The sequence below is a fragment of the Psychrobium sp. MM17-31 genome (genome assembly GCF_022347785.1).
Lineage (GTDB): Bacteria > Pseudomonadota > Gammaproteobacteria > Enterobacterales > Psychrobiaceae > Psychrobium.
This window is the reverse complement of the sequence record NZ_JAKRGA010000003.1, coordinates 185,066-198,747: the sequence shown is the minus strand read 5'-3', so window position 1 is coordinate 198,747 and position 13,682 is coordinate 185,066. Positions and strand designations below refer to the sequence as shown.

Annotated in this window: 14 protein-coding genes; 8 read left to right on the top strand and 6 right to left on the bottom strand. The window is 41.5% G+C overall.

The window, feature by feature from the left end; genetic code table 11:
- Window position 1: 1 nt before the first annotated feature.
- Window positions 2-457: a hypothetical protein gene (locus tag MHM98_RS09815; protein WP_239439096.1), complete on the top strand. Its 456-nt coding sequence runs from the start codon at window positions 2-4 to the stop codon at window positions 455-457.
- Here MHM98_RS09815 and MHM98_RS09810 read toward each other — a convergent pair.
- The gene (locus MHM98_RS09810; RefSeq protein WP_239439095.1) at window positions 449-745 is read right to left on the bottom strand and encodes a hypothetical protein; all 297 of its coding nucleotides are present in this window, start codon (window positions 743-745) and stop codon (window positions 449-451) included. The two genes, MHM98_RS09815 and MHM98_RS09810, sit on opposite strands and share 9 nt — an antisense overlap.
- A 93-nt stretch (window positions 746-838) precedes the next feature.
- Here MHM98_RS09810 and MHM98_RS09805 point away from each other — a divergent pair, with 93 nt between their 5' ends.
- Window positions 839-1,522 carry an SOS response-associated peptidase family protein gene (locus tag MHM98_RS09805; protein WP_239439094.1) on the top strand — a complete coding sequence of 228 codons (684 nt, stop codon included), beginning with the start codon at window positions 839-841 and terminating at the stop codon, window positions 1,520-1,522.
- 3 nt (window positions 1,523-1,525) lie between these two features.
- Here MHM98_RS09805 and MHM98_RS09800 read toward each other — a convergent pair whose 3' ends face one another.
- The 5 genes from MHM98_RS09800 to MHM98_RS09780 all read right to left on the bottom strand — a co-directional run bounded on the left by MHM98_RS09800 (window position 1,526) and on the right by MHM98_RS09780 (window position 5,304).
- Window positions 1,526-2,332: a DUF2310 family Zn-ribbon-containing protein gene (locus MHM98_RS09800; protein ID WP_239439093.1), complete on the bottom strand. Its 807-nt coding sequence runs from the start codon at window positions 2,330-2,332 to the stop codon at window positions 1,526-1,528.
- Between the two features lie 61 nt (window positions 2,333-2,393).
- Window positions 2,394-2,825 carry a hypothetical protein gene (locus MHM98_RS09795; protein ID WP_239439092.1) on the bottom strand — a complete coding sequence of 144 codons (432 nt, stop codon included), beginning with the start codon at window positions 2,823-2,825 and terminating at the stop codon, window positions 2,394-2,396.
- Between the two features lie 101 nt (window positions 2,826-2,926).
- Window positions 2,927-3,532 carry a hypothetical protein gene (locus MHM98_RS09790; protein WP_239439091.1) on the bottom strand — a complete coding sequence of 202 codons (606 nt, stop codon included), beginning with the start codon at window positions 3,530-3,532 and terminating at the stop codon, window positions 2,927-2,929.
- A 177-nt stretch (window positions 3,533-3,709) separates the two neighbouring features.
- Window positions 3,710-4,684: a hypothetical protein gene (locus tag MHM98_RS09785; protein ID WP_239439090.1), complete on the bottom strand. Its 975-nt coding sequence runs from the start codon at window positions 4,682-4,684 to the stop codon at window positions 3,710-3,712.
- A gap of 134 nt (window positions 4,685-4,818) precedes the next feature.
- Window positions 4,819-5,304, bottom strand: a complete 486-nt coding sequence (locus MHM98_RS09780) for an Lrp/AsnC ligand binding domain-containing protein (protein ID WP_239439089.1) — start codon at window positions 5,302-5,304, stop codon at window positions 4,819-4,821.
- A 183-nt stretch (window positions 5,305-5,487) separates the two neighbouring features.
- On the opposite strand from MHM98_RS09780, the gene putA reads away from it, so the two are divergent.
- From putA to MHM98_RS09750, 6 genes are all read left to right on the top strand, one after another.
- On the top strand, window positions 5,488-9,291 hold the full coding sequence (gene putA, locus MHM98_RS09775) for a bifunctional proline dehydrogenase/L-glutamate gamma-semialdehyde dehydrogenase PutA (protein WP_239439088.1): 3,804 nt from the start codon (window positions 5,488-5,490) through the stop codon (window positions 9,289-9,291).
- A gap of 448 nt (window positions 9,292-9,739) precedes the next feature.
- Window positions 9,740-10,909 carry a hypothetical protein gene (locus MHM98_RS09770; protein ID WP_239439087.1) on the top strand — a complete coding sequence of 390 codons (1,170 nt, stop codon included), beginning with the start codon at window positions 9,740-9,742 and terminating at the stop codon, window positions 10,907-10,909.
- Between the two features lie 525 nt (window positions 10,910-11,434).
- On the top strand, window positions 11,435-12,046 hold the full coding sequence (locus tag MHM98_RS09765) for a hypothetical protein (RefSeq protein ID WP_239439086.1): 612 nt from the start codon (window positions 11,435-11,437) through the stop codon (window positions 12,044-12,046).
- Between the two features lie 34 nt (window positions 12,047-12,080).
- Window positions 12,081-12,392 carry a hypothetical protein gene (locus tag MHM98_RS09760; RefSeq protein ID WP_239439085.1) on the top strand — a complete coding sequence of 104 codons (312 nt, stop codon included), beginning with the start codon at window positions 12,081-12,083 and terminating at the stop codon, window positions 12,390-12,392.
- 2 nt (window positions 12,393-12,394) lie between these two features.
- Entirely contained in the window at window positions 12,395-12,652 is a 258-nt protein-coding gene (locus MHM98_RS09755; RefSeq protein WP_239439084.1) for a hypothetical protein, read from the top strand.
- 111 nt (window positions 12,653-12,763) lie between these two features.
- Window positions 12,764-13,678 carry an alpha/beta hydrolase gene (locus tag MHM98_RS09750; RefSeq protein WP_239439083.1) on the top strand — a complete coding sequence of 305 codons (915 nt, stop codon included), beginning with the start codon at window positions 12,764-12,766 and terminating at the stop codon, window positions 13,676-13,678.
- The last annotated feature ends 4 nt before the right edge of the window (window positions 13,679-13,682 follow it).

Sequence of the window (13,682 nt, the reverse complement as noted above, 5' to 3'; positions counted from 1 at the left end):
CATGCAAAAAATCTATCAACAAAGTCGTTGGCAAAACATCGTTTATCGCGCCAATCAAAGTTCATTTGCGCTTTTATCGGTGATTGTCGGCGCTATTATCGCCGCGGGGGTTCATCAGCACTATCAGACTATTGAAGCATCTTCGCTGTATGTTTATGTCGGTATTCCTGCGCTGTTTATCTTATGGCTGGCGGTGTTTAATTCAGGCAATAATAAAATTATCGAACACGGCGTTGAAGTAACAGAGCAGGGAGTTTCGTATATTAACTACGGCGAGAAAACGACTATCAGTTGGCAGGATTATCGCGGTTACGAGCTTGCTAGCACCTTTGGTGGTTTATTTCGTTCTGTCATCATTAAGGGACAAGATAAGCACGATATTATCTTCAATTATTATGCGTTTTCAGCGCTGCAGCGCCGTGAAATAATCGAAACGCTACGCTTGAAATCACACTGAGATTGAAACAAAGGCCGCTACTATCATAATGCCGATTAATTTACTGACGACTACCAGAAGAATTAAATCTGGCCATATATCGGCAGCGGTAAATTGTTTAAGTAAATAGAAATAGACGACAATTGAAAGTAGCCAACCAATCACAGGTATTAAACCGACAACGCCACTGACGGCTACGCAGATCACGGCTTCTTTGAATCCTATTTCTGTGGTGGTGAGTTTTCCGGCAAGGAATAAAGCGAAGCCAACGGCGATGGCTTCGATAATAAGTAATACTAGAATATCCATATAAGATGACTCATTCAGAATAAAATGTCAGGCTAAGTATATGACAAAAATATAATTAAGCCTTGTTTAATATCATCATTAGAGAGAGTTTTTATGTGCGGTCGATTTAACGTTAACGATGATTCCTTTGTTCAGTTATTGCTAGAAGGACTTGAAGTCGAAAATCCACAGCAACAGCGCTTTTCTGATTTTATTACTCCCTGTCAGCCTGTCTCCATTATCGTTGAAGAACAAGGCCAGCGTAGTTTGCGTGATGCGACTTGGTGGTTATTACTCGATCGTATTGACGGTGGTTTTAAACCATCCCGTTATACCTCATTTAATACTCGATATGACAAAGTTAACCAACCGGGGAGTGCTGGATATCAATCATTTCGTAGCCAGCGTTGTATTATTCCCGCATCTGGCTTTGGTGAAACGCAGTTTGTTAATAAAAAGCCAGTGAGTTACCACAACATGACCGCCACCGAGCAAGCATTAGCCTTCGCTGGGCTGTATCGTTTGTGGCGTCATCCACAAACAGGTGAGCTGGCGTACTCCTGTTCAATCATTACCAATGCGCCGCATCCAAAACTCAAGCATATTCACACCAAAGCCAGTCCCGCAATGCTGATGCCACATCAATATGATATGTGGCTCGATCCCAACAATAGCGATATAAACCAGCTTAATAGTGTGCTCACACCACGTATTGTTACGCCACTAAGCGCGCAGCCAATTAATAAGCCGTCGTTAAGAGAGGCAGTAGGGGATTCATTTATGATTGAGAAGGATTAATTGTCATTTTCGCCACTCACCAATAACAGCATGACGTTCATCAGAGTTATCTATTGATAAATGTGAAACTAATCGGCAATCATGACAAATGAAGTCGAAATGATGAAAACTTGGATCATTCTGTTGATGCTTATTCTGCCATTTCTTACCGCAACTAGGACACTTTCTAGCATCTTCATTTTCTCGTCGCCCGTAATACCTAAACAGGTAGTAGTAGGTTGGAATTCCGGTAAACTTTTCGATAGCTTGGCATATCTCTCTACCTCCACAGCTAAATGTAGATGACGGATTAGCCAGTTCTTTGTACGCCAACATTTCAAGTGCGCCACCTCTAATCCATATCGTTTCTAGCTCTTGATATTCACGTTGCCAATAATAAACGGCTTCGCGCTCTTCATGGGTGTTAAAAAATTTAAAAAGCGGAATTGAGTAGTCATTATCACCGCGATAAATGGGAGATTCGTATTCGTCATATTCTGTGTTTAAAAACAAAAAAGGTGACTCAGTAAAATCAACATCTACCGCAGGTAGTTCGTCATCTATTACGTTCCAAATGGGGGATTGCTGAAATATAGCTTCAATTTTAGCCAGCCACTTTTTTCCATATTGGCAATGATGCTTGCTTTCTGACGCTGCTAATTCTGGCAGATTAATATAAGCACAGAGCTCACCTTGCTCTAGAACGCTAAAATACTCTCCACAGGCTTGACCGTTGTGAAATAGTACAGAAATATAAGACTTGATATATTCTTCGGCTTGCTCTCTATCTACATCTGAAATGCGACCAAATATTAATTTATGCAAAATCATACTAATCCAACTATCACTGTTATCTTATTTTCCTTATGAGAAACACGTATATCACACAACCCTAATTACTTGCCACATAACGCATAAACTTCACATAGCCTGACGGACCGTCTTTAATAAACCATTTTCCGGTGAGTACAGAATCATTATGTGAGCGTGTTAGGTTATAAACAACTTTACCTTGTTGACCACCGCTGCCGTCATATTGTTTAACCATAAAAACTCCGTTTGACTTAACAAAAGTCGCAGTAATATCAGCAGACAATCCTATCGACGGTTCATCACCAAAGGTTTGTACTTCAATCATTTTTCCTTTGATAATCGTACTTTTTTGCTCAAGCACCATCGAGCACTCAACGAAAGTGTTTTCGCCGTATTTGTAATAGCCAACCCACATGCCGGCTAAATTAGGAACCTCTTGCTCTGTAGCATTGGCGAGCAGGGAAAAAGAAAATAATGTGAGGAACAAGGTCGCGAGAATTTGTTTGAACATAGTAATCAGCTAGTTGGAATTTGTAGTAACGATAATAAAGCAAACTGATTCAGAAACAAAAAAAGCCACAAAATGTGGCTTTCTTAAAACGCATCTATTTATTAGCCAAGCTTGTTACGCTTTTTAAACTCAGCGATTAGTGCATCAGGGCGTTTCTTTTTATTGTCCTTGTTAAGGACGAACACAACCGTTTGACCATCTGGGCCCGCACCAATTTGTGTAAAGCGGTAGATTGCATCACCTAATTTACGCGTTTCTACCATATCTTCGTAACGGCTAAATACGTATAGACGACCGTCTTCAGAGCGAATTTCGCCATAGAAGTCATCGCTCGCGTTTAATTTGCCGCGATACATATCGATGCTAGCAATGCCAGATGATTTCTTTTTGTCTTTACCCGTTAAGCCAAACACTAGTGTTTCACCGTGTGGGCCATCACCGATGTAAACTTTACGGTAAGCCGTTTCACCAACGCTTAAAAATTGTTGGTAAGTGGCAAAATCGTCGAAGATGAAATAACGGCCTTCGTGGGCAACTTCAAACATGTCCTCGTTATTCAGGGCTTTCTTAACAACCTTAACCGCTTGCTTTTCAGCTGACTTAGCTGCGCTAGCTTGACTGTTATCGGTGCTTTGACAAGCAGCAAGTGATAATAACGAAGCACCGACAAGGGCACTGATGGCTAATTTTGAAGTGAATGTTTTCATGATGGATTTCCTATCTTTTGGTCTAGTCGATGACACAATAAAATGCAGTGCGCCAACTCAATGGCGCTAAGATAGGAAATGAATGTGACAAATTGATGTGGTTTTTGTGACGGTATATTGAATCTTCACAAAGTCATCTTATAAGGTGTATTTTCAAAAGCGTACTTATTAAAAAGGTTAAGACTCCAGCTCAATATTACGCAGTTCACGCTCCGCTAATGCCATATCGTAAGTTGCTTTTAACAGCTTATATAAACGAATAGCCGCATCAATCTCTTCTTTGCGATTGGTTAAGCTCTCAATATTTAGTCCAAGCGGAATATTAAGCGGCATAACGGCTTCGATGATTTGATTGAGATTACTACGACACACCTTTATTGACTCAGCTAATGGGTTATTTGACTCCAAAATGCGCCAGCGAGTAGATTCAGGAATCGATATCCCTAACCACTTCATAAAATCCATGGTCTTTTCACTGCCACATGGCGTAAAAGTTAATACCATGCGCTTAGGGCGAATACCTTGCGCGCGACATTCACGGGCATAACTTACCAGCATATCGATAGTGGCAGGGGCATCGTATACTGCTTGCGAAATAAAATACTCACAACCTTGCTTGTCTTTCTCTAACAAACGCAAGTGCTCGTCACCTTTTTTGGCATGACGCTCTGCGATAGTTACGCCGCCAACATAATAGTTATGGCGATGTTCGAGCTGTGCTTTATAGGCATCTTGCAACGCCAGCTTTGGCACACCTTTCGATGATGGACTACCCACCAGCACAATATCGCGCACGCCATACAGCTGCCAGCTGTTATCTAACCACTGATTAAACTCGTCACTGTTTTTAGCTGCAACGCTTTTGTAAGTAATCACGGGTTTATTGGTTTTCCCGTTTAAGATTTGCGAGTAATGACAAGGCTCAAAGGTTTTTTTGAACGGGAAAGGGCGCGTTTCGTCGGTGCGGCTGCTTTCATCTTGAATGTCGTAAACGATCAAACCATCGAAATCGACTTTATCTAAACGCGCAACGAGCTTATCGGCAATGTCTTCGACTTTTTCTAATGGCATGCCTTCGCGCGGCGGCGTTGTACCAATAAAATATACGCCAAACTTAGCGTCTTCAGATTTTGCGCGTAAAACAGAGTCCATTAATTCACTACCTCAGTCATTTTAGTGACTCAACTATAGCGCGCATGCATTTGGATGTCTAGCCATCCAAATGGCTAATTTGCAGTTTTTGCGCTATGCGATAGAACGAGAGTGAATAAGCTAACTTTCCTCAATTACTCAGGAGCAATAGGTAAGCCGTGATCTTGTTTTACTTCTTCTATAACAACGTAGGTATGGTTTTTAGCAACGCCGGGAATATCTACGATCGTTCCTAATACTTGGCGATAGGCTTCCATATCGGCAATTCTGATCTTAACTAAATAATCAAAGCCACCAGCAACCATATGACATTCGCTTACCTCATTGATCTCTTGCACCGCAGCTGCAAAACTATCAAATAGATCGCTGGTGGTCCGTTCAAGGGTAATTTGAATAAAGGCCGACATGCCAAATTTGAGTTTCGACGCGTTAAGCTTTGCGCCATAGCGCTCAATATACCCCTCGCTTTCAAGACGTTTTACGCGATCAAGACAAGGACTTGCACTTAAACCGACCTCATTAGCAAGGTTTACATTGCTAATACGACCGTTAGTTTGCAGTGCCGAAAGGATCTTAAGATCGATACGATCAAGCGGTTTGATTTTAGACGTTTGGCTCATATACAGAATATTCTACTGTTTGGGTTGGCTAATTCCCGATAATTTACGGTATATCGCCGAATTTAACCAGCACATTCTGCTGAATCTTATCTAAAATCCCATCCCACTTTATTAACCAACCATTTATTTAAGCATTAATAAAACAACAAACCGCTTTGATAAATGACTTGCTGGAGACATCTAATGCTATTTAATGAGTCATTAACTGCCACCAACCCAATTCGTCAAACGATCCGCGATCACTACCGCTGCGATGAGAACGAAATCTTAGACCACCTATTACCACTAGCGAAAATCGATGTTGACGCTAAAAGCCGCGCATGGGAACACGCTCGTCAAATGGTAGTTAATATTCGCAAAGATCAAATAGGTAAGGGCGGCGTTGACGCACTGCTTAATGAGTTTGCACTTTCTACCGAAGAAGGTGTGGTATTGATGTGTCTAGCAGAAGCACTGCTTCGTGTGCCAGATAAAGTAACAGCCGATAATCTAATTCGTGACAAATTAGCTAACGGCGACTGGAGCTCACACATCGGTAACAGTGACTCTATCTTTGTTAATGCCTCATCTTGGGGTCTATTAATGACAGGTAAGTTGGTTAACTACACTGACAAAGACAAAAAAGAACAATTTAACGTATTAAAGCGTACTGTAGGCCGTTTAGGCGAGCCAGTAATTCGTAAAGCAGTACGTTACGCCATGAAAATCATGGGAACCCAGTTCGTTATGGGTCGCAATATTGGTGAAGCCGTAGAACGTGCTGTTGAGCAAGAAGCCAAAGGTTACACTTACTCATATGACATGCTAGGTGAAGGCGCGCGCACTATGGCCGACGCCAATCGCTACTTCGACGCTTACGTTGGCGCAATCCACGCCATTGGCAAAGCCGCTAACGGTCGCGGTCCACAACCAAGCCCTGGTATTTCAATTAAATTATCGGCAATCCATCCGCGTTACGAATTTTCACATCGCGAGCGTGTTATCGAAGAATTAACCCCACGTCTAAAAGAGCTAGCAATTTTAGCGAAAGGCTACAACATTGGTTTTACGGTTGATGCCGAAGAAGCCGATCGCCTAGATATCTCTATGGATATCATCGAAGCCGTATTCCTAGACAAAGACTTAGACGGTTGGGACGGTTTTGGTATCGCGGTTCAAGCGTATCAAAAGCGTGCAATCTTCGTGATTGACTGGGTGCGTGAACTAACGCAAAAAGCTGGCCGTCAAATGATGGTTCGTCTGGTAAAAGGCGCTTACTGGGATAGCGAAGTTAAAATCTCACAAGTCGAGTGTTTAGAAGACTTCCCTGTATTTTCTCGCAAACCGTCTACTGATGTTTCTTACCAAGCTTGTGCCAAGAAACTGCTTAGCTACCGCGATACAATCTACCCACAATTTGCAACGCACAACGCCTACACAGTAGCGACTATTCTACAAATGGCTGCTGGTGATAAGACAGGTTTTGAATTCCAACGCTTACACGGCATGGGTGAGTCGCTTTACGATCAAGTAGTACAAGGTGAAAAAGTATCTTGTCGCGTTTACGCGCCAGTTGGTGCACACGAAGATCTACTCGCTTACTTAGTACGTCGTCTACTTGAAAACGGCGCCAACAGCTCGTTTGTAAACAACATCGTTGACGAAGACATTCCAGTTGAATCGCTACTTGCTGATCCTGTTGAAACTGTGTCTGCATGGGTTAATAAATACAACCCACAAATCGCTATGCCAGATGATTTGTACGGCGACGAGCGTAAAAACTCAAAAGGTATCGATTTAACTGACGTTGATGACGTTACCGCAATGAAAAACAATCTTGATGCGTGGTTTGCTAACAATCGTATTAGCGCAGAAGATGTGCCAGCAGGCAGCGCACCAGTTACTAACCCAGCAAATCACGATGAAATCATCGGCTACATCACTCACGTTGATGAAGCAGGCATGAGCCAGTTAGTTGAAAACGCGCAAACTGCGTTTGAAACTTGGTCGCAAACCGACGTTAAAGTACGCGCTGATGTACTTCGTAAAACAGCAGACTTGTTAGAAGAAAATCGTGATGAGTTAATCGCGTTATGTATTAAAGAAGCGGGTAAAATCCCAGTTGATGGCGTAGCAGAAGTACGTGAAGCGGTTGATTTTTGTCGTTACTACGCAGCACGCGCAGAAGAGCTAATGGCCGATGAGCGTTTAGCGTCTCGCGGCGTTGTATTAGCCATTAGCCCGTGGAACTTCCCGCTGGCGATTTTCCTAGGTCAAGTTGCCGCCGCTGTTGTTGTTGGTAACACAGTTGTTGCAAAACCAGCAGAGCAAACAAGTTTGATTGCACTACGCGCTATCGAATTAATGGAGCAAGCAGGCTTACCACAAAACGTAGTATTGCCAGTTATTGCCCGTGGTAGCAAAGTAGGGCAAGTAATTGTGCCAGATCACCGCATTAAAGCCGTGATGTTCACTGGTTCAACGGAAACTGGTACTCGCATCGCACAAGACCTTGCTGCACGTGGCGGCGAGCCTGTGCCATTAATCGCTGAAACGGGTGGCCAAAACTGTATGATCGTCGATTCAACAGCACTCCCTGAGCAAGTGGTTGACGATGTTATCGCCTCTGGTTTCCAATCTGCTGGTCAACGTTGTTCAGCACTTCGCGTACTATTCGTACAAGAAGAAATTGCTGACAAAGTTATCACCATGATCACTGGTGCGATGAAAGAGCTACACGTTGGCGATCCACAATTCTTCTCAAGTGATGTTGGCCCAGTAATCGATGACAAAGCATTTAGCGCGCTACACAGCCATGTTGATTACCTAAGCAATCATCCAAAAGCGAAACTGCACTACACCTGTGAACTACCAAACATGGGGGAGACAGGTAACTTCTTCTTCGCACCGCGTCTATACGAAATTGACGATCTAAGCGTGTTAACTCAAGAAGTATTCGGCCCTTGTGTGCACGTAATCCGCTTTAAAGGTAACAATATCCAAGGCGTTATCGACGAAGTAAATAGCACTGGTTTTGGTTTAACCATGGGTATTCACACTCGTATCGACCAAAAAGCGAAATTCTTAGCGTCGCGCTCACGCGCTGGTAACGTTTACATCAACCGCAACATGATCGGTGCTATCGTAGGTGTGCAACCATTTGGTGGTCGTGGCCTGTCGGGTACAGGTCCAAAAGCAGGTGGCCCAGCTTACTTAACGCGTCTGGTTAAAGAAGTGAACACACCGCAAACACCGCGTTTTGACGATCCGACTATCGAGTCACTAAACGCAGTATTTGGTAAATCAGCAGGCCCAGCGGTAAACAACATCGTTAGCCGCAGCAAAAACGCTGAAAAATCATGGCAGCACAGCGACGTTAACACTCGTTTATCGGTATTACGTCAGCTACTAGCCCACGTGTCTAACAACAGCGCATTTAGCAAAGAAGATAACTTCGAAGCAACCATCGCCAACGCGAGTCGTCTATTAATCGACGCTGAGAAGAAACTTATCGATCCAATCACGCTACCGGGCCCAACAGGTGAGCTAAACGAGCTTTACCTAGAATCTCGCGGCGTGTTAGCCCACATTGGCGACGATAACACAGGCTTCGAGTTCTGGTTTATCTCATTAATCGCAGCCCTTGCTGCTGGTAACACTGTAATCGCAATCGGTAACGATGAAATGACGGCTAAAGCCAATGTAATCAACACTGGCCTAACCAAAATCGGCATTATTGACGGCGTATTCCAAGTGGCAAACCAAGAGCAATTAGACGCTGTAGTAGCACACGATTTCGTCGCAGGCGCAATCGTTGATAGCAACACCAGCTTAATGCACTTGGTAAACGACAAACTAGCCGCCCGCTCAGGCGCTATCTTGCCGTTAATCACAGCAACGCATAACGACAACCTGTTCATGCGTATGGTGACTGAGAAAACTATCAGTACCGATACAACTGCCGCAGGTGGTAACGCATCGTTAATGACGATGGAAATTGAAGACTAATTAACGTTAGTTTTTACGTTTCCAACATAATAGAGTAAAAGGCCGAAATCGTTTGATTTTGGCCTTTTTTTGTTTTTGGGAGCGTCCCCTAACTTGGGATGTGTATTTATACAGTTGTAATGGATTTATCTAGATTCAGGGCTTAATTGTGGGGGAAGTGTGCATAGTCACGCATGTTTTCTCCATCGAAAAGTAAATAACATATTGATATTTAGTTCTTATTATATTTTCAATTGCGTCATACATTGCACAGTATTGCAATGTATGACGCAATGCACGCTTTCTACAAATTGTAATCAGGGATTATGGTGTATCTTGCTCATGTAAGTGATTGACATTAAGTGGATTATCCTAATAGACTCGGAGTTTCATTGTATGAGTATGTGCGGTATTATCGCGCATGCTTGATAACATACTGTTATAAGTATTTAGGAAATTCATCGTAAACATGAAGAAGACTATAAAGTTAGATGAAATGCCAGCAGGCTACAGTTTAGGAGCTGCGAAAGCTGGAGAATCTTTACAAATTCAGTTTCGTGGCATTTCTCTTTCGTCTTATGGAAAAGATTTTATTCGAAAGGTAGAGGGATACCCACAGCAAATACTTAACAAAGCATGTGAAGATTTCCACCCTTCACAAGTAAAAACGCTGATTGCAATAATTAAAAGCAACCTAGATGTTGATGTCTATTTAAATGAAGTGCAAGTTTTTGCTCAAGTTGTAGTATCAAAAGGTATTCAAGCCGGAGAGCCTGTCCGTAAAAACGACATTTATCATATTGATAAAGTAGAATTTAAAGATATTACATTTCCAAATGATTGCTCATATGTAATTCTGATGAATAACGGTTGGGACAGAATCATGTGTTATGACTTTGGCCCAGCGTTAGAGGGTGAAAACAACCATCCTATAGATTATGACGTAGGCCAGTCAGTTGGTGCGGCTCTTTCTGAATCAATATTTTTTGACATTTTTGACCTAAATGAAGAAGAATGGAAGGTGAGCTTATCGTCTAGCTGGTTTCCATTTTCATTCATTGACTATGATGAACAGAAAAACCTTTTAAATCATATCAAGCTGGGCTGGGATACAAGTGATATTGAAGAAAATATCAACTTGAAATTTATTGAAAATAAAGAATCTTGGATAAATGAAATACAAACAAATGAAAAGATATCTAAGCATATTTCATTTATTGAAAAAGCATTAAATTATCACTCAGATAGTGATTATGATGGATCAATTCACATGCTATATCCAAGGATAGAAGCTATCTTGCGTGATGACTTTATTCGTGCTAATCCAGATAAAGAAGGTCGCAGACAAGAGGCTTTGTCAGAGCACGTACAAACAAACATTACTGCTCATACACATAGTATCTCAAGGCTGTTCCCTCAAAAGTTTAGCCAGTACATTCTTTCTAATTTCTTCAAAGATTTTGATGTTCATGGAGAAAATAACTTCATAAGTCGAAATACGCTTAGTCATGGTGTAGTAGGCTCGTCAGCATTTACTAAGAAGTCATCTCTAATTGGATTTCTTATATTGGATCAAATCCATAGGTATACGAATATTGCTACAAACTTTGAACTTAAGGATGTGCAAAAATACTTATAACAAGAAAATCCAGGTGACGCCTACGGCGCGCCTGATTTAGGCGTTAAAGGAAAACCCTCAGAAACCCTAGACACCCATAAATTTATGCACGATAAAATATGTCTTTGAACACTCCGTCAGATTTGATGATTAGGTATTTATGTTTGATATAAACGTATTAGGTATTTTCTTAGCTTTTATTTGGTTATTGCTGATCATTTTTGGATTTTACTTATTCATAAAAACCATAAAAGATTATTTGAAAGGGAATAGTATAAAAGCAAATCTGTTTCCTTTGCTTACTACTCTTATAATAATCGTCACATTAAGAATAGTTTTTCATTTGTATCCAGAAATGCTGACATTTAATATGGACACCAAAGCCGTGCAACAAAAATTAGATGTTAGTTCTAACACCTTTTAACTAACACTAAATTCTAACCATCCACAATTCTCCTTGCATAACCAAATGATTTTCAATACTTTAGCAATGAAAATATGTATGGTGATTTCCATTTAAACAATAAACACATAAAAGGACGTTTCGTGAAATATTCAACATTATTACTCGCATCATCAATGCTATTGCTCGGCTGTCAATCTACAGAGGCACCAAAAGCACAAGCTCCGTTAGAGGAGCAAAAAGATACGAAAGAACCAATAGAGCAAATAGAAGTTACGCTTGAAGAGTTTTGTAAAACCAATCAATGTCGCGAGAATCGACGCGTTCAATTTAACACGGATAATGGACCAATTGATCAAATGCTGCCGCTATACTGGCCAGCAGCCATGGGCGACAAGTTATCGATTCTTCCGGGTGATGTTTTACTCATTGAAGCAGAAGTAATTGATGGACAACGGATTGGCAATTTTAAATTGGTAACTGAGAATGTTAATCCCGATAAGACGATTAGATTTTCCTTTACGCAAATGGATTCAAGTACAGGCATGATGTTATCTGTTAAAAATCCTTTTCCTTTCAATATCAAATACCACTTGAATATGATTGACTTTAAAGGCGAACCTCATCAAACCAGTAGTTGCCCAGTACGCCAAAATCTATCAGTCTATGAAAGCTGGCCACATCCAATTCCAGAGTTAATATTAACGGATATGCGAATCTTGAAAGATGGTGATAACCTTCGCTGCATCTATTAATTCTACTTTTATGAATAGAGCCTCATAGGAAATAATGACAGACTATCAGCTTCTAAAAACTAAAATTAGTGCGATTTTGGTCCCTCTCAACTATGTTGAAGTGACAATAGATACTGAACGTGATCTAGACGGCTCTGTCGACTGTATTTACGCGCTGGGGGCGAGTCGTTTTATGGTTTCTTGGGATGGAGAAGAAGATTGTGGGATGCTAGAAAAGTGGACCAATAATACGTGGATTATGGTTGGCAACATCGTTCATGGTTCCTCGAAAACTGAGCTTGTTAGGTCGGTTGATGAACTTTGTCGATCGCTGAAGATTACAATTCAGGAAAAAAATGGACGCTAGTAATGGAAGTAAATTACTTATATATACTCGGTCTCATGATTCTTATACTGAATCTTTTCATAACACTTGCGATTATCAAGCGGGATGATTTCGAAAAGCCACAAAAGACAGCACAGTTAGCGATTGTTTGGTTAATACCGGTCATTGCTGCAATTGGAATTTGGCTATTTCTCAGGAGTCAAGACGAAGAGTACAAACCAAGCCGTGGTGAATTCGGCGGCGGCCCAAGAGACAGTAGCGGTGTTTCTTCTGGTGATTAATGTAGCTCACACCAGATAAACCTACTTCACCTCACAAGTTTACGACTGTATGTATACACATTTATTTGCATTAGTATATGATTCCTTTGGTATTTATTAAGGAATTAAGAGATGACTCAATACCTAGAAGCTGGAATAAAAGAACTTGTTGATGAATTCCAATCTAACGGAAAAGTGTGTCCTTCACAGCAGACAATCGCAGCGCGCCGCAATGGTTATATAGCGAGTACAGTTTTAGCTGGCGACAATGTAACAATGGATAGTGAGTTTCTAGACGTTGTAAACGACATTGAAGTTAAAGTTTATAAACCAACGAACGAATTTGACCTACCAATTACTGTTTATTTTCACGGTGGGTGTTTTGTTAGCGGTGGTTTTAAAACTCATGATATTCAACTGAGGAAAATTGCGCTGCAGTCTAATTCAATCGTGGTTTGCATAAAATATCGCTTGGCGCCGGAATTTACTTATCCAGCAGCACACGACGATGTGTATCAAGCTGTATTAGGCATCAAGGAACATGGCCAAAAATGGGGTGGAGACACACAACATTTAACTTTTGTTGGCGATAGTGCAGGTGGTCAACTTGCTTTGGCAACGACACTTAGACTCAAAACGCTACAACGATGGTTACCCCGCAAACAAATTCTCATTTATCCAATGTTGGATCCTTTGGGCAAGTCACAAAGCTATAACGATAATGCTACTGATTATGTAATCACTGCCAAGATGCTGCTTTCGGGTTTTAGTTTATATGCGAACGATGATTCGGATATAAAGGCTAAGCCAGAGCTCAACTTGTTAAGTGCGGATTTTAGCGGCTTGCCGACAACTTCGATAATTACAGCAGAGTATGATCCTCTTCGTGATGAAGGCGAGGTGCTTTACAAACTGATGCTTGCGCAAGGCGTTGATGCTTATTGTGAGCGTTATCTAGGAGTAATCCACGGCTTCTTTCAGCTTGCTGGCATTAGTGGCGCGGCTAAGCGCTGTATCACTTCGATAGCAAACCAAATAGCAAGTTAAGCAG